This window comes from Aeromicrobium sp. CFBP 8757 (assembly GCF_014841755.1).
Taxonomy (GTDB): Bacteria; Actinomycetota; Actinomycetes; order Propionibacteriales; family Nocardioidaceae; genus Aeromicrobium.
Map to the genome: position 1 here is coordinate 598,477 of NZ_JACYUM010000001.1, position 19,882 is coordinate 618,358.

Consider the following 19,882-nt stretch of genomic DNA (forward strand, 5'->3'; position numbering starts at 1 on the left):
GCGGCGGACGGTCGGGGGCGTGCGTGTCCGATACCCGCCAGTGCCTGTCGGTGGGGACCGTCATGATGGAGGCATGCACACCGATCACGAGCGCTGCTTCCGGGCGGTCCAGGCCCGCGACGAGCGGTTCGACGGCGTGTTCTACACCGCGGTGTCGACGACCGGCATCTACTGCCGTCCGTCGTGTCCCGCCGTCACGCCCAAGCCCGGCAACGTCACGTTCCACGCGTCGGCCGCCGCGGCGCAGGAGGCCGGTTACCGCGCGTGCCGCCGGTGCCGTCCCGACACGACGCCCGGCTCGCCGGAGTGGGACGTGCGGGCCGACGCGGTCGGTCGCGCGATGCAGCTGATCGGCGACGGCGTCGTCGAGCGCGAGGGGGTCGACGGCCTGGCCGATCGTCTCGGCTACAGCAGCCGGCACGTCACGCGGCTGCTGACCGACGAGCTCGGTGCCGGCCCGCTCGCGATCGCGCGCAGCAACCGCTCGCACGCGGCCCGGGTGCTGATCGAGACGACCGACATGCCGATGTCCGACGTCGCGTTCGCCGCGGGGTTCTCGTCGATCCGCCAGTTCAACGAATCGGTGCGGCAGACGTACGCGCTGACCCCGACGCAGATGCGGGGCCGCCGCCGGACCACGCCCACGGGTCGCATCACGGTGCGCCTGGCCGTGCGGCAGCCGTTCCACGCCGACGCGATGCTCGACTTCCTCGCGGCGCACGTGCTGCCGGGCGTCGAGGCGATCCGCGACTCCACGTACGTCCGGGTGCTGAGGCTCCCGCACGGCCTCGGCGTCATGGCGCTGACCCTGCACGACGACCACGTCGCCTGCGAGCTCGAGCTGGCCGACCTGCGCGACACCGCCGTCGCGATCGGTCGCGCGCGCCGCATGCTCGACCTCGACGCCGACCCGGTGGCGATCGACGGCGTTCTCGGCGCCGACCCCCAGCTGCGCGACCTCGTGGCGTCCGCACCCGGTCTGCGCGTCCCGTCGCACGTCGACGGCTTCGAGGTCGCCGTCCGCACGATCGTCGGGCAGCAGGTCTCCGTCGCCGGTGCCAACACGGTCCTGGGTCGCCAGGTGCCGCTGCGCGGCACGCCCGTCGACTTCGGGCTCGCGACGGCCTTCGGGCTGACGCACGCGTTCCCGACGCCCGAGGCCCTCGCGGGCGCCGATCCCACCGACATGGGCATGCCGCACGCACGCGCCCGCACGATCGTGGGCCTCGCGCACGCCGTCGCCGGCGGCGAGCTCGAGCTCGCCCCGGGTGGTGACCGTGACGCCGTGCGCGCCCAGCTGCTCGCGATGCGCGGCATCGGCCCCTGGACCGCCGACTACGTCGTCATGCGCGCTCTGGCCCACCCCGACGTCCTCCTCACGACCGATCTCGTGCTCCGTCGCGAGCTCGACCGGCGTGGCATCGCCGATGCCGACACCGAGCGGTGGCGCCCATGGCGCTCGTACGCCGGCATGCACCTGTGGCGGGCGACCGCCGCCTTCGAAGGGATCCGACCATGACGACCCGCTGGATCGACTCACCCATCGGCGGCCTGCGCATCCACACCTCCGCGGGCCTGGTCACCGCGATCGGCTTCGGGGCCGACGCGCCGCGCGGCGAGCAGGCGCCCGACGCGTTGCTCGACCGTGCCGAGCAGCAGCTCGGCGAGTACTTCGCGGGGGAGCGGACGCGGTTCGACCTGCCGCTGGCCAGCGACGGCACCGAGTTCCAGAAGAAGGTGTGGTCCGAGCTGCTGCGCATCCCGTACGGCGAGACCGCGAGCTACGGCGAGATCGCGCGACGTCTCGGGTACGAGCCGGGCATCTCGCGTGCCGTGGGCGCCGCCAACGGTGCCAACCCGCTCCCGATCGTCGTCCCGTGCCACCGCGTGATCGGTGCCGACGGATCGCTGACGGGCTACGCGGGCGGCGTCGAGCGCAAGCGGACCCTGCTCGACCTGGAGCGCCCGGGCCTGTTCTGAGATGTCCGTCGCGCACGGTTCACGCAGATCCGCCATGATGCTGCCAGCAGCACACCGGACGGAGGACACGATGGCCGACAGACAGGCGCTCGAGGCGCAGCTCGAGCTCGCGACCACGACGGTCGAGGAGCTCAACGCCCAGGTCACGGCGCTGAGGGCGCGCGTCGAGATGCTGGAGGGCCAGGTCGACACCTGGAAGCGCCGTGCGGCCAAGCACAAGTCGCGGGTCGAGAAGGTCACCCGGCGGGCCGAGCGCGCGATCGCGGACGCGGCCGAGATGGCCAAGAAGCGGTCGGCGGCCAAGAGCGAGAAGAAGCTCCGCCAGGCCATCGCCGATCACGCCGGCGACGACCGACCACGGGCCGAGCCGCTGGCGCTGAAGGACGCCCCCGAGCTGCCCGAGGCGACGTGGACCGTGACCCGCCTGCGCGCCGCCGCCCGCGAGCAGGGGGTGCCCCGCTACTCGCGGATGAGCCGCGACGAGCTGCTCGCCGTGCTGATCTGACCGTTCTGTTCACCTTGGGGTGCGACGATCTGCCCCTGACATCTCACCGGAGGAGCCTCATGGCCGCCAAGAACAAGACCACGTCCGCCCCGAAGATCAAGCCGCCGAAGGCCCCCAAGGCCTCCAAGGCTCCGAAGGAGGCCAAGGCCTCGAAGAAGTCGAGGGCCGCCCAGGACGACACCGAGCTCGTGGCCGCCCGCGCGACGATCAAGACGCTCAAGGCCACGGTCGCGTCCCTCGAGAAGAGCGTCGCGAAGCTCGAGCGGAAGACGTCCGAGCTCAAGGCGGAGGCCAAGAAGCTGCGCGCGACCGCCTCGGCCTCGGTCAAGAAGGCCAAGAAGGCCAAGGACGCCAGCTCGAAGAAGGTCAGGCAGACCGTCGAGTCCGTCGTGCGCCACGACGCCCCGGCGGCGGAGCCCGTTGCCGAGCCCGCGCCGGTCGAGACCGCCGCCCCCGCCGACTCGGCCCTGCCGGCCGAGCCCGCCGAGCCGGCAGCCCCGGCCGCGTCCGAGCGCACCGTCGCGCAGCTGCGGGCCGCCGCGCGCCAGCAGGGCGTCCCGGGCTACTCGCGCATGCGCAAGGACCAGCTGATCGCCGCCCTGGCCTGACCCACCTCCTCTGACGTCATCTCGCGCGTGCGTCTCGTGCCTCGCGCGGGATGACGTCCTGCCTGTGGATGGGGCATTCGACGCGTGCGCCGGTCCGCAGCAGGGTCGGAGCATGACTGACGACGACTCGTGCGTGCCCCCGCCGCCCGACCAGCTGCCGCCCATCCGCGCCATCTCCGATCTCGACCGCCTGTGGCGCTCGCTCAAGGGCCCGTGGGGGTTCTCGCGACCGCAGGTGTGGTGCGTCGTGCTGGGGCCCGTGGGCAAGTGGACGTCGATCCTGCTGAAGATCGACGACTGCCCCGAGCGTCCCGACGTCGAGCAGGTCGCCAAGCTGCTGGGCGTGCTGACGTCGGTGGTGCTCGACAGCGTGCCGGGCGGCTCGGTGGCGCTGCTGTACGCGCGCCCGGGCGGCGACGACCAGCGCGCGGGCGACCGCCTGTGGGCGCGCGAGCTCGACGCGGCCGGGCGTCGCGTGCCCGTCGACGTCTGGCCCGTCTTCCTGGCCACCGACGACCGCGTTCGCATCGTGGCCCCCGATGACCTCGCGGCCTAGCAACCGCTGGACGTCATCCCGAGCGAGGGCTGTGCAAGCCGCTCGGGATGACGTCCGAGCGGGGTCACGACGAGCGACGCAGGCTCTGCGACAGACGCTCGGCCGCGGCGACGACGGCGGGGGCGTGCATGCGTCCCGGCTGACGCGTCAGTCGCTCGAGCGGGCCCGACACCGACACCGCGGCGACGACCTTGCCCGAGGGGGAGCGCACCGGCGCCGACACCGAGCCGACGCCGTTCTCGCGCTCGCCGACGCTCTGCGCCCAGCCGCGGCGACGGACGGCCGACAGCTCGGCGGCCGAGAACGTCGCCTTGAGCAGCCCCTTGTTCATGCGCTCGGGATCCTCCCACGACAGCAGGATCTGGGCGGCCGAGCCGGCCGCCATCGTCAGCTGGCCGCCGACGGGGATCGAGTCGCGCAGTCCGGTCGGACGATCCGCGGCGGCGACGCACACGCGGAAGTCCCCCTGGCGGCGGAACAGCTGCGCCGACTCGCCGGTGATGTCGCGCAACCGGGCCAGCACCGGACCGGCGGCGGCGAGCAGGCGGTCCTCGCCGGCGGCGGCGGCGAGCTCGCCGAGGCGGGGGCCCAGGATGAACCGTCCCTGCATGTCGCGGGCCACCAGCCGGTGGTGCTCGAGGGCCACGGCGAGCCGGTGTGCCGTGGGGCGGGCGAGGCCCGTGCTCGCCACGAGACCCGCGAGGGTCGCCGGTCCGGGCTCGAGCGCCGCGAGCACCATCGCGGCTTTGTCGAGAACGCCGACTCCGCTAGAGTTGTCCATGACTTGATACTGCCGTATCGCATTGTGAGACGCAAGTGCCTGCAATCGCGGCACTGACGACCGGGTCCTGCGGCGCAGGAGAACGAGGAGAGCACCATGGGCAAGACACTTGCCGAGAAGGTCTGGGACGAGCACGTCGTCCGGAGCCACGAGGGTGAGCCCGATCTTCTCTACATCGACCTCCACCTGATCCACGAGGTCACGAGCCCCCAGGCCTTCGACGGCCTGCGGCTGGCCGGACGTCCCGTGCGCCGTCCCGACCTGACGATCGCGACCGAGGACCACAACATCCCGACGACCGATCTCGACAAGCCCATCGCCGACATCGTGTCGCGCACCCAGGTCGAGACGCTGCGCCGCAACTGCGAGGAGTTCGGCGTCCGCCTGCACCCCATGGGCGACATCGACCAGGGCATCGTCCACGTCGTCGGCCCGCAGCTCGGCCTGACCCAGCCCGGCATGACGATCGTGTGCGGCGACTCGCACACCGCGACCCACGGAGCCTTCGGCTCGATCGCGTTCGGCATCGGCACGTCCGAGGTCGAGCACGTGCTCGCGACGCAGTCGCTGTCGCAGGCCCGCCCCAAGATGATGGCCGTCGAGGTCGTCGGCGACCTGCCGGCCGGCTCGACCGCCAAGGACCTGATCCTCGCGCTCATCACGCAGGAGACCACCGGTGGCGGCCAGGGCTACATCGTGGAGTACCGCGGCGACGCGATCCGTGCGCTGTCGATGGAGGCGCGCATGACGATCTGCAACATGTCGATCGAGTGGGGCGCCAAGGCCGGCCTGATCGCTCCCGACCAGGTCACCTACGACTACCTGAAGGGACGTCCGTCGGCCCCGACCGGCGACGACTGGGACGCCGCCGTCGCCCACTGGGACAGCCTCGTCACCGACGACGACGCCGAGTTCGACAAGGTCATCACGATCGACGCCTCGACCATCACGCCGTTCGTCACGTGGGGCACCAACCCGGGCCAGGGCGTTCCGCTGTCGGGCAACGTCCCCGACCCCGCCTCGTTCGAGGACGACAACGAGCGCATCGCCGCCGAGAACGCCCTGACCTACATGGGCCTGACCGCCGGCACGCCGATGAAGGACATCAAGGTCGACACGGTCTTCATCGGCTCGTGCACCAACGGACGCATCGAGGACCTCCGCGTCGCCGCTGCGCTGATGGAGGGCCACACCGTCGCGCCCGACACCCGCATCCTGGTCGTGCCCGGCTCGGTGCGCGTGCGCCTGCAGGCCGAGCAGGAGGGCCTCGACGTGATCTTCAAGGACGCGGGCGCCGAGTGGCGCGGCGCCGGCTGCTCGATGTGCCTCGGCATGAACCCCGACCAGCTGATGGTCGGTGAGCGAGCCGCCTCGACGTCCAACCGCAACTTCGAGGGTCGTCAGGGCAAGGGCGGGCGCACGCACCTCGTCTCGCCCGACGTCGCCGTCGCGACCGGCATCCTCGGCCACCTGGCCGGCCCCGCCGACCTCGCCCAGCTCGAGAAGGCAGGAGCCTGACCATGGAGAAGTTCACGACCCACACCGGTGTCGCCGTCCCGCTGCGTCGCAGCAACGTCGACACCGACCAGATCATCCCCGCGCACTGGCTCAAGAAGGTCACCCGCGACGGCTTCGAGGACGGCCTGTTCGAGGCGTGGCGCAAGGATCCCGAGTTCGTCCTCAACCGTCCGGTCTACGCCGACGCGACGGTGCTCGTCGCGGGTCCCGACTTCGGCACCGGCTCGTCGCGCGAGCACGCCGTGTGGGCGCTGCAGAACTTCGGCTTCAAGGTCGTCGTGTCGCCGCGCTTCGCCGACATCTTCCGGGGCAACTCTGGCAAGTCGGGCCTGCTCGCCGCCCAGGTGGACGACAAGGTCGTCCAGCGGCTGTGGGACCACCTCGACGCCAACCCGGGCGCCACGGTGAGCCTCGACCTCGTGAACCGCACGGTCCGCGCGGGCGACGGCCCCGACGCGATCGAGGACTCGTTCACGATCGACGACTACACGCGGTGGCGCCTGCTCGAGGGGCTCGACGACGTCGGCATCACGCTGAGCCACGCCGACGACATCGAGGCGTACGAGAAGGCCCGCCCGTCGTACAAGCCCGTCACGCTCTGACCGCGTCGCGCTGACGAGGGGGGCCGTCCCCGCCACCACCCCTCGTCAGCGCCAGATGCCGACGCGGGTGACGTCGCGGGTGTCGGGCTCGACCTCGACGAAGACCCGCTGGCCCACCCGCAGGTGCCGGACGTGCTCGGCGAGCGCGGCGGCCGGATAGTCCAGCCGCACGCCGTCGTCGGTGAGCACATGACCTGTCCGGGTCGTCGCGTCGAAGCTCGCCACGGTTCCCTGCATGAGGCCGAGCCTAGTCGCGGCCGGCACGCACTAGGCTCGTCGGCATGCAGCGACGCGACTTCCCGAGAGCCATGCGCCTCATCGTGCTGTTCGTCCGCCCCCTGCTGATGGTGCTGACCAAGCGCGACTGGCAGGGCCAGGAGAAGCTCCCGTCCGGCGGATTCGTGCTGGCGCCGAACCACATCTCGCACCTCGACCCGTTCCTGATCTCGCACTTCATGGTCGACCAGGGCATCTCGCCGCGGTTCCTGGCCAAGGACACGCTCATGACGTTGCCGGTCGGCGGTCGCATCCTGCGCAGCGCCGAGCAGATCCCGGTCTACCGCAGCACCCGGGGCGCCGCCGAGTCGCTGAGGGCGGCGATCGCGGCCGTCGAGGCCGGCAGCGTCGTCACGATCTACCCCGAGGGCACCATCACCCGCGATCCCGCGGCATGGCCCATGAGCGGCCGCACGGGGGCCGTGCGGGTCGCGCTGGCCACGGGACGTCCGCTCGTGCCGGTCATGCAGTGGGGTCCGCAGGACGTCCTGTGGCCGTACAGCAAGAAGCTGCGCCTGTTCCCGCGCAAGACGATCCACGTCCGCGTCGGTGACCCCGTCGACCTGTCGGACCTCGAGGGGCGCGAGCTCACCGAGGAGCTGCTCGACACGGCCACCAACCGGCTCATCGACACCCTGACTGCGATGATGGCCGAGGTGCGCGGCGAGCTGCCGTCGTCGCCGAGGATCGACGTGCACTCGCTGAGCAGGCCCAAGAGCAACTACAAGCCCTGAGGGTCAGGCACCGTGCTCGTCCAACACCGTGCACACGAGGGAATGGGGAGTCGTCAATGGCGCAGATCGCTGTCATGGGAGCCGGGTCGTGGGGAACCGCCTTCGCGCTGGTGCTGGCCGACGCCGGCAACGACGTCCGCATCTGGGGACGACGGCCCGAGCTGTGCGCCGCGATCAACGACACCCACCAGAACGCCGACTACCTGCCGGGGGTCGTGCTGCCCGACGCGATCTCGGCGACGTCCGACGCGGCCGAGGCGCTGGCCGGGGCCGAGGTCGTCGTGCTGGCGGTGCCGTCGCAGCAGCTGCGCGGCAACCTCGACACGTGGGGTGGTGCGATCCCGTCCGACGCCGTCATGGTGAGCCTCATGAAGGGCATCGAGCTCGGCACGCACCTGCGGATGAGCGAGGTCATCGCCGAGATGACCGGTGCCGGCCCCGAGCGCATCGCCGTGGTGTCGGGCCCGAACCTGGCGCGCGAGATCGCCGATCGCGAGCCCGCCGCGAGCGTCGTGGCGTGCACCGACCAGGCCGTCGCCGAGCGGCTGCAGAAGCTGTGCCACTCCGCGGCGTTCCGTCCGTACTCGATGACCGACGTCATCGGGTGCGAGCTGGCGGGCACGGCCAAGAACATCATCGGGCTGGCGGTCGGCGTGTGCGTGGGGCTGGGCTTCGGCGACAACACCAAGGCGTCCGTCATCACCCGTGGACTGGCCGAGACGGCACGCCTCGGCGCTGCGATCGGCGCCGATCCCGTGACGTTCATGGGGCTCGCCGGCATGGGCGACCTCGTGGCGACGTGCTCGTCGCCGCTGTCGCGCAACCGCACGTTCGGCGAGAAGCTCGGCGAGGGCATGAGCGTCGAGGAGGTGACGGCGCAGACGCGCCAGGTCGCCGAGGGCGTCAAGTCGTGCCGCTCGGTCAGCGAGCTCGCCAAGCTGAACGGCGTCGAGATGCCGATCGTCGAGCACGTCGCCGCGCTCGTCGCGGGCGAGATGAGCCCGGACGAGCTCGTGCAGCGCCTGATCTCGCGCACCGCCAAGCCCGAGACCGTCTGACCGGGCCCGGCGCCGTGCCCTGGGTCAGGTGACGGCGGCCAGGACGTTCTGGATGTCGATCCAGAGGTCCTCGACGTCCTCGATGCCGACCGACAGGCGGATGAGGCCCTCGGGCACCGACTCCGGCTCGCCGGGGTGACGACGACGCCGCTCCCACGTCGACTCGACGCCGCCGAGGCTCGTCGCGTACGTGATGATGTCGCTCTGCTCGGTCATCTTCTGCGCCGCGGCCGCGCCGCCGGACACCTCGAACGCGATGATCGTGCCGAAGCCGGGGTAGCGGCTGTAGACGACGTGCCGCGAGTCCGACAGCCGGCGGTGCAGCTCCTTGGCATTGGCCTCGGCACGGTCGAGGCGGACGTGCAGGGTGCGCATGCCGCGCACGGCCAACCAGGTCTCCATCGCGCCCGGGATCGCGCCCAGCACCGTGCGGCGCTTCTCGAGCGCCGCGTGCGCCCGGTCGTCGGCCGTCACGATGGCCCCGAGGATGACGTCGCTGTGCCCGGCCAGCAGCTTGGACGCCGAGTGCACCGAGAAGTCGGCACCGAGCTCGAGCGGCTTCTGGCGCAGGGGAGTGGCGAAGGTGTTGTCGACCGCCACGGCGGCGCCGGCCTGGGTCGCGGCGCGCGCGATCGTCTCGATGTCGGCGATCTGCAGGGCCGGGTTGGTGGGCGACTCGATCCACAGGAGCGCGGCGCCCTGGCAGGCCTCGACGACCTGCGGCGTGTTGTCGATGTCGACGAGCCGCAGCTGCACCTGGCCGCGGCGGTCGCGCTCGACGAGCTGTGCGATCGTGCCGTAGTAGGCGTGGCGCGGCGCGACGACGACCGCACCGATCGGCACGAGGTCGAACAGCGCGGCCGATGCCGCGACGCCGGACGAGAAGGCCAGCGCACGCCCGCCCTCGAGGGCTCCGAGCACCGACTCGAACGACTCCCAGGTGGGATTGCCCTGGCGGGCGTACTCCGAGGAGCCGCCCGGGACGAGGGCGCTGGCCATCGTCATGGGTGCGTTGAGAGGGCCCCCCGGCACGCGGTCAGGACGGCCGGCTCCGACTGCGATGGTCGAGGGCGACAGATCGTGTCCATGCATCCAGCCATTGTGCACCGGGCTCCAACATCCGAGGCGATAGGGTTCTGAGCGATGAGCCCCGCCACCCCCGCCTCCGCCAAGCCCCGCCTCGCCGTCGTCTTCGGTGGCCGTTCGAGCGAGCACGGCGTGTCGTGCCTGACCGCCCGCGAGGTGCTGACGGCCATCGACACCGACCGCTACGACGTCCAGGCCGTCGGCATCACCCGCGACGGCTCGTGGGTCGAGGAGACCGCCGTCTGGGACGACGCCGAGCCCGGCACGCTGCCCTCGGTGCGCGCCGACCTGCCGTCGTTCGCGTGGGAGCGGCTGCGGGAGTTCGACGCGGTCTTCCCGCTGCTCCACGGACCGTGGGGCGAGGACGGCACGCTGCAGGGCATGCTCGAGATGGCCGACGTCCGCTACGTCGGCGCCGGGGTGCTGTCCAGCGCCGTCAGCATGGACAAGCCGTTCACCAAGACGGTCTTCGCGGCGGCCGGCCTGCCGCAGATCCCGTACGTCACGATCCGGCCGTGGGAGTGGACCAACGACCGCTCGCGGGTCGAGGACCGCATCAGGGCCCTCGGGCTGCCGGTGTTCGTCAAGCCGGCCCGTGCCGGGTCGAGCTCGGGCGTCACGATGGTCGACACGTGGGACGGGCTCGACGGCGCCGTCGAGCAGGCCAGGGCGTTCGACCCCAAGGTCATCGTCGAGTCGGCCGCGAAGGGCAAGCGCGAGCTCGAGTGCGCCGTGATCCAGCAGCCCGACGGCACGCCCGTCGCGAGCGTCGTCGGCGAGATCACGGTCGCCGACGACACGGGCCACGACTTCTACGACTTCGAGGCCAAGTACCTCGACGGCACGAGCGCCAACGTCGTCCCGGCCGACATCCCGGTGACGTTGAGCGAGCGCATCCGCACGTACGCCGTGCAGGCCTTCGAGGCCGTGGGCTGCGAGGGTCTGGCCAGGGTCGACTTCTTCGCGACCGACGACGGCCTGGTCATCAACGAGATCAACACGCTGCCGGGCTTCACGCCGTACTCGATGTTCCCGGTGCTGTGGCAGGCCAGCGGCGTCTCGTACCCCGAGCTGGTCGACCGGCTGATCCAGCTCGCCCTGCGTCGCTCCACGGGTCTGCGCTGACCCTGCGGCGGGGCCGAGGGGCCCGCTAGACGCAGGGCTGCACCGACCGGTCGTGCTTCTGGACCGCGGTCGCGACGTCGGCCAGCGCGTCCGAGGCGGGGTCGTACTCCTTCGGCACCTCGACGCTGACGTAGAACGACCGGCCCACCGTCGTGAAGAGGTAGCCGTCGTTGGTCGTCTCGCTGAACCAGTCGACGCCGCTGACGGGGTAGCAGGCCGACGAGCGGGTCAGGGCGGCCGGCTTCTCGACGCCGCAGCGCAGGATGATCGGGGGAGCGCCCCACGCGATCGCGGTGTCGTCCTTGACCAGGATGCTGTCCTGGCCGGCAACCTTCGCGGGGGCGTCGGCGAACAGCGCCTTGCAGTCGACCCGGCTCGCGGGATCGGTGGGATACGCGTCGACCCCGAGGCCGGGGCTGCAGCCGGCCACGACGAGCACGGCGGCGAGCCAGGGACGTCTCATGGGGGTGGGGCCGGCGGGCGGGGGTGGCGGACCGTCAGATGCGGACGACGGGGCAGGTGAGCGTGCGGGTGATGCCCGTGACCGCCTGGATGCGCGAGACGACGAGCGTGCCGAGCTGGTCCATGCTGGGGCCCTCGGCGCGGACGATGACGTCGTACGGTCCCGTGACGTCCTCGGCGAGCGTGACGCCCTCGATGGCCTCGATCGCCTTCGCGACGTCGGCCGCCTTGCCGACCTCGGTCTGGACGAGGATGTAAGCCTGCACGGCCATCTGATGTGCTCCTTCGAGAACTGACGGGACTGTGACACGCTACCGGATCCCGGCGGCGTGCCCGCCCGGGCCTGCGAGAAGATGGACTCATGACTTCTCAGACCTCGGGCGGACCGACGATCGGCGACCTGGGGGAGTTCGGGCTGATCGACCAGGTGCGCGCGCAGATCGGCGACAACCGGCACGTCCTCCTGGGCCCCGGCGACGACGCCGCGCACGTCTCGACCAACGACGGCACGTTCGTGGTGTCGACGGACCTGCTGATCGAGGGACGGCACTTCCGGCGCGACTGGTCGTCGGCCCGCGAGGTCGGCCGCAAGGCGGCGGCCTCGAACCTGTCCGACATCAACGCGATGGGCGGGGTCGCGACCGCGATGACGGTGGGGTTCGGCGCGCCCGCCGACCTGCCCGCCGAGTGGGCCCTCGAGATGGTGCGGGGCTTCGAGATCGAGTGCTCGCACGTCGGGGCGCACATCGTGGGCGGCGACGTGACGGCGTCCGACGCGATCGTGATCGCCGTGACGGCGATGGGCGACGCGGCCCGCCCGGTGCGGCGGTCCGGCGCACTGCCGGGCGACGTCGTCGCGTACGCGGGCGACCTGGGTCTGGCGGCGGCGGGGTTCGCGGCGTTGAGTCGTGGGTTCCGCTCGCCCAAGGCGGCGGTCGAGGCGCACAAGGTGCCCCACCCGCCGTACGCGGCCGGTCCCCAGGCGGCGGGGCTCGGCGCGACGTCGATGACCGACGTCAGCGACGGCCTGCTGGCCGACCTCGGCCACGTCGCCGAGGCCAGTGGCGTCGCGATCGACCTCGACTCGTCGGCGTTCGTGATCCCCGAGGCGGTCGCGACGGTCGGCGAGGCACTGGGCCGCAAGGCCCTCGACTTCGTCCTGACGGGGGGCGACTCGTACGCCCTGGTCGCGACGTTCAGCTCCGAGACCGAGCTGCCGTCGGCGTGGACGCGGGTCGGCCGGGTGTCCGACGGCGCGGGCGTCACGGTCGACGGCAAGACGTACGACGGCCCCGAGGGCCACCAGCACTTCCGCTGAGACCGAGCGAGCGCAGCGAGCGAGCGTCGAAGCGCGCCAAGGAGCGCAGCGACTGTGAGCGCACCGCGGCGAAGCCGCCGGACTGCGAGGCGTGGCGAGCGATCGGGCCCGCTCGGCCCCAGCAGACGCCAGCCCAGGGCCCCCCGGCTCAACCGATCCAGTACCGCCGCTTGGGGACGTCCGCGACGCCCGGCACGACGGACTCGAGCACCCCGCCGTTCTTCTCGATGACCGCCGCGGAGGCGTGGTTGTCGTCGTCGCACGTGACGAGGACCGGCCCGCCGATGCCGTGCTCGCGCAGGAACACCAGCGACTGGCGCAGGATCGCGGTGGCGTGGCCGCGTCCGCGGTGCGCGGGGAGCACCAGGTAGCCGATCTGCCCGCCCAGCGTGCGGAAGAAGTCGTCGAGCTCGAGTCGGATCGTGGCGCGTCCGACGACGGTGCCGTCGACGTCGGCCAGCAGCTCGGCGTGGGCGACGTCGTCGGGCCCGGCGTCCTGTTCACGGGCCCGTACGAGTGCGATGTACTGGTCCCACGGCAGCTCGGGCTCGAAGCGGTACGACCACCTCCCACCATCTGCCGTCATGGTCTCGGCGGCCGCGCGCACCTGCTGCTCGTCGTCGAGCGTGATGCGACGCAGTACGAGCGGCACCCTCAGTCCTGGATCCGCGCGAACGGCCGGTCGGACTCGAGCTCGTACGCGAGCTCGAGCAGCGTCTGCTCGTCGCCGTGCAGGGCCGAGAAGTGCACGCCGACGGGGCGGCCGTCGGACGTCCGGGCGAGGGGCAGCGAGATAGCGGGTCCGCCCGAGGCGTTGTTGAGCGGCGTGAAGGCCGCGTACTGCACGAGCCGGTCGAACAGCACCTCGAACTCGACGGACGGGTTCAGGTGGCCGAGCCGTGGGGTGACGTAGCCGAGCGTGGGCGACACGATGAGGTCGACGTCGGCGAACGCGTCCCGGTACAGCTGCTCGGACTGCTTGAGGGTGCGCAGCGCGCCCGGCGTGCGCCAGGCGTTGCGCACGAAGCGGCGTGCCAGCCCGCGGGTCAGGGGGTCGGTCAGCCGCTTGTCGAAGTCGGGGCTGTGCATCGCCTGCTTGCCGAAGTGGTGGGTGCTGAACGCCAGCAGGGCCCAGTAGTGCTTGAACGCGTGCATGAACCGCACGGCGTCGCCGGGGATCGGCACCTCGACGACGTCGTGGCCCAGGGCCGTGAGCCGGTCGACGGTCGCGAGGGTCGCGGCGCGGCAGTCGTCGTCGGTCGGTGCGCCGGTCACCGAGTCGAGCACGAGCCCGAGGCGCAGGCGTCGGGCCGACGGTCCCTCGACCAGGTCGAGGGGCTTCATGCCCGCGGCCGGCCTGAACCGCTGCGTGCCGGCCAGGAAGTACGCCGTGTCGCGGACCGTCCGCGTGACGACGCCGTTGGAGACCACGTCGACCGGCAGGCTCGCCGACTCGGCGGCCGGGACGACGCGACCCCGGGTCGGCTTGAGGCCGACCAGCCCGCAGGCGGCGGCGGGGATGCGGATCGAGCCGCCGCCGTCGTTGGCGTGGGCGATCGTCACGACCCCGGACGCGACGAGGGCGGCCGAGCCGCCCGACGACCCGCCGGCGGAGTGGTCGGTGTGCCAGGGGTTGCGGGTCGGCGGGAGCGTCGCCCACTCGGCCGACGCGTTCCAGCCGAACTCGGGCATCGCGGTCTTGCCGAGCACGCCGAGGCCCGTCGACCGGAGCTGCTCGGTGAACGGGTCGTCGGACGTCGCGGGTCGCGAGCGCACGGCCAGCGACCCCTGGTCGGTGGGCAGCCCGGCGACGCGGGTGTTGTCCTTGACGAACGAGGGGACTCCCGCGAGGACCCCGGACGTCGGCCGGTCGGCGGCGGCGAGGGCGCGGTCGAAGTCGGGCGTCTGGATCGCGTTGAGGACGGGCTCGAGGGCCTCGGCCCGGGCGATGACCGCCTCGGCGGCCTCGCGGGCGCTGATGGTCCCCGCGGCAACGGCAGCGGCGACCCCGACGGAGTCGAGGTCGCCGATGGCGTCGTCGCAGAAGGCGTGGACGCGGGTGGTCATCTCGTTGCTCACGAGAGTGACTCTAAAGTCATATCCCGTCTGGTGACCAGAGCAGGACGTGACCGGTGATGACTAGCGCGAGACCTTGCCGGCCTTGAGGCACGACGTGCAGACGTTGACCCGCTGCGGGGTGCCGTTGACGACGGCGCGCACGCGCTGGATGTTGGGATCGAAACGACGCTTCGTGCGTCGGTGCGAGTGGGAGACGTTGTGGCCGAAACCAGGTCCCTTGGCACACACATCACAGACCGCAGCCATGGCGAACTCCTGAAAGCTTGAGACTTCTCGAGACGGTGCTCGAACGAAAGGGGCGCCCACCGACCGACCGGCCCGTAGACAACCGCTCAAGAATAGCCGACGACCCGACGTCGACGCGAATCAGGCCGTCTGGTCCGTCACGGTGACGGCGGCGACCGATAGCCTCGCCCCATGGGCCTCACCCTCAACGCCGCGGCTTTCCGTGCGTGGACGCAGCTGTGCGCCGCGGCGCTGGCGTCGGCCCGCTCCGAGATCGATGCCCTCAACGTCTTCCCGGTGCCCGACAGCGACACCGGCACCAACGCCTACCTGACGTTCATGTCGGGCGCCGACGCAGCGGAGTCGCAGCCCGTCGACGCGGGCTTCGACCAGCTCGTCAAGGCGTACGTCGACGGCCTGCTGACCGGCGCCAAGGGCAACACCGGCGTGATCCTGTCGCAGCTCGTGCGGGCGTGCTTCCGCGACCTGTCGATCGACCGCGAGGTCAGTGCCGCCGACGTCGCGCAGGCCTTCGTGGCCGCGTCCGACGCCGCCTGGGCCGCGGTGGGTGCCCCGGTCGAGGGCACGATCCTGTCGGTCGCCCAGGCCGCCGCGGTCGGTGCGACCGAGGCCGCCGAGGCGGGGGTCGACGGCCGCACGGTCTTCGCCAAGGCCGCCCGTGCGGCCCGCGAGGCGCTGGCCCGCACCCCCGAGCAGATGGACCTGCTGCGTCGCGCCGGGGTCGTCGACGCCGGTGGACGGGCGCTGGTCGTCGTGCTCGACGCGACCGAGCAGGCGCTCACGGGGCGGGTGCCCGAGCAGGTGCTGGCGCACGTCCCCCAGCCCGCCGCGGTGACGGGCGACGACCTCAGCGCCGACGGCCCGTCGTACGAGGTCATGTACCTCCTCGAGGCCGACGACGACCAGATCCCCGCCCTGCGCTCGGCCCTGATGGGCCTGGGCGACTCGCTCGTCGTGGTCGGCGGCGAACGGCTCTGGAACGTGCACGTGCACGTCGACGACGTCGGCGCCGCGATCGAGGCGGGCATCGCGGCCGGGCGTCCGTACCGCATCGCCGTCACGCACTTCGCCGACCAGATGGCCAAGGGCCCGCGCCAGGGCCGCGTCATCATCGCCGCCACGACGGGGGCCGGGCTCACCGAGCTGTGCCACGAGTCCGGCGCGCAGACGCTCGAGTTCACCCGCGAGCGTCCGCTGACGGTCGCCGAGATGAGCGCGTCGCTGCAGGACGTCGACGCCGGCGAGATCATCGTGCTGCCCAACAACAACCGCTACATCCGCCAGTTCGTCGCTGCCGCGCAGGCCGCCCGGCAGGACGGCGTCCGGGTCGCCGTCATCCCGACGCACGCGCAGGTGCAGGGCCTGGCCGCGCTCGCGGTCCACGACCCCGGCCTGGGCTTCGACGAGGTCGTCGTCGCGATGTCGAGCGCCGCGGCGCACACGCAGCACGGTGCCGTCACGCTGGCCACCGAGCCGGGCATGACGATGGTCGGCCCGGTCGGCCCGGGCGACGTGCTGGGGGCCATCACGGGCGACTTCGCCGTGATCGGCGACGACGTGCTGACGGTCGCGCTCGAGATCATCGACCGCATCCTGTCGCCGGCCGGCGAGATGGTCACGGTCGTGCTGGGCGAGGGGGCCGACCCGGGGCACGGCGACGCGATCACCGCCCGCCTGCGGTCGGTCCGCCCCGACGTCGACGTCGTGGTCTACGACGGCGGCCAGGAGAACTACCCGCTGTTCATCGCGGTCGAGTGATGGCCGACCTCGACACCAGGATCGTCAACGTGCTGGGCGACAAGACCGCCAAGCCGCTGGCCAAGCACTTCGGCATGCACGTCGTCGGCGACCTCCTGCGGCACTACCCGCGGCGCTACGTCGAGCTCGGCAGGGCCAGCAACCTCGCGAGCCTGCAGGTCGGCCAGCACGCGACGGTGCTCGCGACGGTCGTCGAGGCCAAGAACTACTCGTTCGGGCCGGGCGGCCGGCGCACCCGCACCGAGGTCGTCGTCACCGACGACACCGGTGCCCGGCTCTCGCTGACGTTCTTCCAGCAGCGGTGGCTCGCCGAGAAGATGCTGCCCGGGAAGATGTGCCTTTTCTCGGGCGAGGTCGGCGCGTTCAACGGTCGCCTGCAGCTGACCCACCCCGACTACGACCTGTTCGACGCCGAGGGCGACACGGCCTCGTCGCGCCTGTCGCGCGGCGTCCTGCCGATCTACAAGGCCACGGGGTCGGTGCCGACGTGGAAGCTCGAGAGCTTCATCGGCCTGTGCCTCGACGCGCTCGACCCCCTCGACGACCCGCTGCCGGCCGACGTCCGCGCGGCCCGGGGCTTCGGCGACCTGCGGGCCGCTCTCGAGGCCGTCCACCGCCCGCACGGCATGGGCCAGGCCGTCACGGCGCAGAAGCGTCTGAAGTTCGAGGAGGCCTTCGTCGTCCAGACGGTCTTCGCGCAGCGCCGGCACGCCCTCGAGCTCGAGCGCGCCTCGGCCCGCCCGCCCGTCGCGGACGAGCTGCGCGACCGGTTCGAGCAGCAGCTGCCGTTCACGCTGACCGACGGTCAGCGCCACGTCGTCGACGAGATCTCGACCGACCTGTCGCGCACCCGCCCCATGCACCGCCTGCTGCAGGGCGAGGTCGGCTCCGGCAAGACCATCGTGGCGCTGATGTCGATGTTGCAGGTCGTCGACGCCGGAGCCCAGACCGCGCTGCTGGCCCCCACCGAGGTGCTGGCCTCGCAGCACTACCGCGGCATCACCGCGATGCTCGGCGACCTGGCCAAGGGGGGCATGCTGGGCGGCGCCGACGTCGCGACGCGCGTCCGGCTGCTGACCGGCTCGATGGGCGCCAAGGCCCGCAACGCCGCGCTGCTCGACGCGGCATCGGGCGAGGCCGGCATCGTGATCGGCACGCACGCCCTGATCCAGGACCACGTGCAGTTCGCCGAGCTGGGCCTGCTGGTCGTCGACGAGCAGCACCGCTTCGGCGTCGAGCAGCGCGCGGCCCTCGTCGACCGGGCCGAGGTCAAGCCCCACGTGCTGGTCATGACGGCCACGCCGATCCCGCGCACGATCGCGATGACGGTGTTCGGCGACCTCGAGGTCTCGACCCTGCGCGAGCTGCCGGCCGGGCGCCAGCCCATCCAGACGACGGTCGTGCCGGCGCTCGAACGTCCGGCCTGGCTCGAGCGGGGGTGGGAGCGGGTGCGCGAGGAGGTCGCCAAGGGGCGCCAGGCGTACGTCGTGGTGTCCCGCATCGGGGGGCCCGACGACGACGGCACGTCCGAGACCCACTCGCTCGTCGAGCTGCACGAGGAGCTCGTCGGCGGTCAGCTGCACGGCCTGCGGGTCGGCGCGCTGCACGGGCGCATGACCCCCGACGAGAAGGACGCCACGATGGCGGCCTTCGCGGCCGGCGACCTGCAGGTGCTCGTCGCGACGACCGTCGTCGAGGTCGGCGTCGACGTCCCCAACGCCACCGCGATGGTCATCATGGACGCCGACCGCTTCGGCATGTCGCAGCTGCACCAGCTGCGCGGACGGGTCGGCCGTGGCTCCGAGGCGGGCCTGTGCCTGCTCGTGACCTCCAGCGAGGTCGACTCCCCGGCCCGCGAGCGGCTCGACGCCGTCGCGTCCACGACCGACGGCTTCGAGCTGTCGCGGCTCGACGCCGAGCTGCGGCGAGAGGGCGACGTGCTGGGTGCCGCCCAGTCGGGCGTGCGCTCGAGCCTGCGGCTGCTGTCGGTCGTCCGCGACGGCGACGTCATCGACGACGCGCGGGCCGTCGCCGACGCGCTGGTCGCCGCCGACCCAGCCCTCTCCCAGCACCCCACCCTGGCCGCCGCCGTGCACGACCTCGAGCACTCCGAGCAGGCCGACTACCTCGACCGCACGTGACGGAGCGCCCATGACCCGCATCATCGCCGGAGCCCTCGGGGGCCGGCGCATCCAGACGCCCAAGGGCGACGGCACCCGGCCGACGTCCGACCGGGTGCGCGAGGCCCTGTTCTCGTCGTTGGAGTCCGAGCTGGGCGGCTTCGACGGGCTGCGCGTGCTCGACCTGTTCGCGGGCTCCGGCGCGCTGGGGCTCGAGGCGCTGTCGCGCGGCGCCGAGCACGCGACGTTCGTCGAGTCCGACGGGCGGGCCGCCGCCGTCGTGAGGGCCAACGTCCGTGAGCTCGGCCTCGAGCGGGCCGAGGTCCTCAAGACCACCGCCAGCGCCTTCCTCCTCCATCCGCACGACCCGCGGTTCGACCTGGTGTTCGTCGATCCGCCCTACGCGATGGCGACCGACGTCGTGACGGGGCTGGTGCGGTCCCTCGCCGAGTACAGCGCCTCGGAGGCCCTGTTCGTGGTGGAGCGCGCGACGCGCGACCCGTTCGGGTGGCCGGTGGGCGTCGAGGCGCTGCGCAGCAGGAAGTACGGCGAGACCACGCTGTGGCTCGGACGCCCTGCGGTACGGTCGCTGCCATGACGAAGGTCGTGTGCCCCGGCTCGTTCGATCCCGTGACCAACGGTCACCTCGACATCATCGAGAGGTCCGCGCGCCTCTTCGACGAGGTCGTGGTCGCGGTGCTGGTCAACCAGAACAAGCAGGGCCTGTTCTCGATCGACGAGCGCATCGCACTGCTCGACCGGGCCACGGCGCACCTGCCGAACGTCACGACCGACTCGTTCACGGGCCTGCTCGTCGACTTCTGCACGACCCACGAGGTCGACGCGATCGTCAAGGGGCTGCGCGCCGTCACCGACTTCGACTACGAGCTGCAGATGGCGCAGATGAACGGCAGCCTGACCGAGGTCGACACGGTGTTCATCCCGACGTCCCCGGAGTACTCGTTCCTCGCGTCGAGCCTGGTCAAGGAGGTCGCCAAGCACGGCGGCGACGTCTCGGGCCTGATCCCCGCCTTCGTCAACGACGAGCTGACCAAGAAGTACACCTAGCC

23 protein-coding genes are annotated in these 19,882 nt (G+C 72.0%); 15 read left to right on the forward strand and 8 right to left on the reverse strand.

The annotated features are described in order from the left end of the window. Positions 1-73: 73 nt before the first annotated feature. The 5 genes from IFT73_RS02895 (at position 74) to IFT73_RS02915 (ending at position 3,649) form a co-directional block, all read left to right on the forward strand. Positions 74-1,519, forward strand: a complete 1,446-nt coding sequence (locus IFT73_RS02895) for a DNA-3-methyladenine glycosylase 2 (protein WP_192166304.1) — start codon at positions 74-76, stop codon at positions 1,517-1,519. Then, positions 1,516-1,980: a methylated-DNA--[protein]-cysteine S-methyltransferase gene (locus IFT73_RS02900; protein ID WP_192166305.1), complete on the forward strand. Its 465-nt coding sequence runs from the start codon at positions 1,516-1,518 to the stop codon at positions 1,978-1,980. Before IFT73_RS02895 ends, IFT73_RS02900 begins: the two co-directional genes overlap by 4 nt. 70 nt (positions 1,981-2,050) lie before the next feature. After that, entirely contained in the window at positions 2,051-2,485 is a 435-nt protein-coding gene (locus IFT73_RS02905; protein WP_056607487.1) for a hypothetical protein, read from the forward strand. A 59-nt stretch (positions 2,486-2,544) separates the two neighbouring features. Further along, on the forward strand, positions 2,545-3,093 hold the full coding sequence (locus IFT73_RS02910; RefSeq protein ID WP_192166306.1) for a Rho termination factor N-terminal domain-containing protein: 549 nt from the start codon (positions 2,545-2,547) through the stop codon (positions 3,091-3,093). A 112-nt stretch (positions 3,094-3,205) separates the two neighbouring features. Continuing rightward, positions 3,206-3,649 carry a hypothetical protein gene (locus IFT73_RS02915; RefSeq protein ID WP_192166307.1) on the forward strand — a complete coding sequence of 148 codons (444 nt, stop codon included), beginning with the start codon at positions 3,206-3,208 and terminating at the stop codon, positions 3,647-3,649. A 64-nt stretch (positions 3,650-3,713) separates the two neighbouring features. On the opposite strand, the gene IFT73_RS02920 is transcribed toward IFT73_RS02915, so the two are convergent. After that, positions 3,714-4,430 (reverse strand): IclR family transcriptional regulator, encoded by a 717-nt coding sequence (locus IFT73_RS02920; protein WP_056607493.1) that lies wholly within the window; start codon positions 4,428-4,430, stop codon positions 3,714-3,716. 96 nt (positions 4,431-4,526) lie between these two features. On the opposite strand from IFT73_RS02920, the gene leuC reads away from it, so the two are divergent. Both leuC and leuD read left to right on the forward strand, forming a co-directional pair. Then, positions 4,527-5,948: a 3-isopropylmalate dehydratase large subunit gene (gene leuC, locus IFT73_RS02925; RefSeq protein ID WP_192166308.1), complete on the forward strand. Its 1,422-nt coding sequence runs from the start codon at positions 4,527-4,529 to the stop codon at positions 5,946-5,948. A 2-nt stretch (positions 5,949-5,950) separates the two neighbouring features. After that, positions 5,951-6,550, forward strand: coding sequence for a 3-isopropylmalate dehydratase small subunit (gene leuD, locus IFT73_RS02930; protein ID WP_192166309.1), 600 nt, complete (start codon positions 5,951-5,953; stop codon positions 6,548-6,550). Positions 6,551-6,595: 45 nt separating this feature from the next. Here the strand turns inward: leuD and IFT73_RS02935 are convergent, their stop codons facing one another. Next, on the reverse strand, positions 6,596-6,787 hold the full coding sequence (locus IFT73_RS02935; protein ID WP_192166310.1) for a cold-shock protein: 192 nt from the start codon (positions 6,785-6,787) through the stop codon (positions 6,596-6,598). A 44-nt stretch (positions 6,788-6,831) separates the two neighbouring features. Between IFT73_RS02935 and IFT73_RS02940 the strand changes: the two genes are divergently transcribed. Together IFT73_RS02940 and IFT73_RS02945 are read left to right on the forward strand one after the other, a co-directional pair. Further along, the gene (locus tag IFT73_RS02940; RefSeq protein WP_192166311.1) at positions 6,832-7,560 is read left to right on the forward strand and encodes a 1-acyl-sn-glycerol-3-phosphate acyltransferase; all 729 of its coding nucleotides are present in this window, start codon (positions 6,832-6,834) and stop codon (positions 7,558-7,560) included. A 56-nt stretch (positions 7,561-7,616) separates the two neighbouring features. Next, the gene (locus tag IFT73_RS02945; protein WP_192166312.1) at positions 7,617-8,618 is read left to right on the forward strand and encodes an NAD(P)H-dependent glycerol-3-phosphate dehydrogenase; all 1,002 of its coding nucleotides are present in this window, start codon (positions 7,617-7,619) and stop codon (positions 8,616-8,618) included. Between the two features lie 24 nt (positions 8,619-8,642). Here IFT73_RS02945 and IFT73_RS02950 read toward each other — a convergent pair whose 3' ends face one another. Further along, positions 8,643-9,623, reverse strand: a complete 981-nt coding sequence (locus IFT73_RS02950) for a PLP-dependent aspartate aminotransferase family protein (protein WP_244632841.1) — start codon at positions 9,621-9,623, stop codon at positions 8,643-8,645. A 138-nt stretch (positions 9,624-9,761) separates the two neighbouring features. On the opposite strand from IFT73_RS02950, the gene IFT73_RS02955 reads away from it, so the two are divergent. Further along, positions 9,762-10,829 carry a D-alanine--D-alanine ligase family protein gene (locus IFT73_RS02955; RefSeq protein WP_192166314.1) on the forward strand — a complete coding sequence of 356 codons (1,068 nt, stop codon included), beginning with the start codon at positions 9,762-9,764 and terminating at the stop codon, positions 10,827-10,829. A gap of 25 nt (positions 10,830-10,854) precedes the next feature. Here IFT73_RS02955 and IFT73_RS02960 read toward each other — a convergent pair whose 3' ends face one another. Both IFT73_RS02960 and IFT73_RS02965 read right to left on the reverse strand, forming a co-directional pair. After that, positions 10,855-11,292: a DUF3515 family protein gene (locus tag IFT73_RS02960; RefSeq protein WP_192166315.1), complete on the reverse strand. Its 438-nt coding sequence runs from the start codon at positions 11,290-11,292 to the stop codon at positions 10,855-10,857. 34 nt (positions 11,293-11,326) lie between these two features. After that, on the reverse strand, positions 11,327-11,563 hold the full coding sequence (locus IFT73_RS02965) for an Lrp/AsnC family transcriptional regulator (RefSeq protein WP_056607512.1): 237 nt from the start codon (positions 11,561-11,563) through the stop codon (positions 11,327-11,329). Positions 11,564-11,652: 89 nt separating this feature from the next. On the opposite strand from IFT73_RS02965, the gene IFT73_RS02970 reads away from it, so the two are divergent. Beyond that, positions 11,653-12,609: a thiamine-phosphate kinase gene (locus IFT73_RS02970; RefSeq protein ID WP_192166316.1), complete on the forward strand. Its 957-nt coding sequence runs from the start codon at positions 11,653-11,655 to the stop codon at positions 12,607-12,609. A 148-nt stretch (positions 12,610-12,757) separates the two neighbouring features. On the opposite strand, the gene IFT73_RS02975 is transcribed toward IFT73_RS02970, so the two are convergent. The 3 genes from IFT73_RS02975 to rpmB are packed head-to-tail and all read right to left on the reverse strand — an operon-like array spanning position 12,758 to position 14,934. Beyond that, the gene (locus tag IFT73_RS02975) at positions 12,758-13,261 is read right to left on the reverse strand and encodes a GNAT family N-acetyltransferase (protein WP_192166317.1); all 504 of its coding nucleotides are present in this window, start codon (positions 13,259-13,261) and stop codon (positions 12,758-12,760) included. Between the two features lie 2 nt (positions 13,262-13,263). Next, on the reverse strand, positions 13,264-14,688 hold the full coding sequence (locus IFT73_RS02980) for an amidase (RefSeq protein WP_371811140.1): 1,425 nt from the start codon (positions 14,686-14,688) through the stop codon (positions 13,264-13,266). A gap of 60 nt (positions 14,689-14,748) precedes the next feature. After that, a complete protein-coding gene (rpmB, locus tag IFT73_RS02985) occupies positions 14,749-14,934 on the reverse strand; it encodes a 50S ribosomal protein L28 (protein WP_056607517.1) in 186 nt (61 codons plus the stop codon). A gap of 171 nt (positions 14,935-15,105) precedes the next feature. On the opposite strand from rpmB, the gene IFT73_RS02990 reads away from it, so the two are divergent. The 4 genes from IFT73_RS02990 to coaD are packed head-to-tail and all read left to right on the forward strand — an operon-like array spanning position 15,106 to position 19,880. Beyond that, positions 15,106-16,692, forward strand: a complete 1,587-nt coding sequence (locus IFT73_RS02990; protein WP_192166318.1) for a DAK2 domain-containing protein — start codon at positions 15,106-15,108, stop codon at positions 16,690-16,692. After that, positions 16,692-18,833 carry an ATP-dependent DNA helicase RecG gene (gene recG, locus IFT73_RS02995; protein ID WP_192166319.1) on the forward strand — a complete coding sequence of 714 codons (2,142 nt, stop codon included), beginning with the start codon at positions 16,692-16,694 and terminating at the stop codon, positions 18,831-18,833. Before IFT73_RS02990 ends, recG begins: the two co-directional genes overlap by 1 nt. A 10-nt stretch (positions 18,834-18,843) precedes the next feature. Further along, the gene (gene rsmD / locus IFT73_RS03000) at positions 18,844-19,410 is read left to right on the forward strand and encodes a 16S rRNA (guanine(966)-N(2))-methyltransferase RsmD (RefSeq protein WP_192166320.1); all 567 of its coding nucleotides are present in this window, start codon (positions 18,844-18,846) and stop codon (positions 19,408-19,410) included. Next, positions 19,407-19,880, forward strand: coding sequence for a pantetheine-phosphate adenylyltransferase (gene coaD, locus IFT73_RS03005; protein WP_192166321.1), 474 nt, complete (start codon positions 19,407-19,409; stop codon positions 19,878-19,880). Before rsmD ends, coaD begins: the two co-directional genes overlap by 4 nt. Positions 19,881-19,882 lie beyond the last annotated feature (2 nt).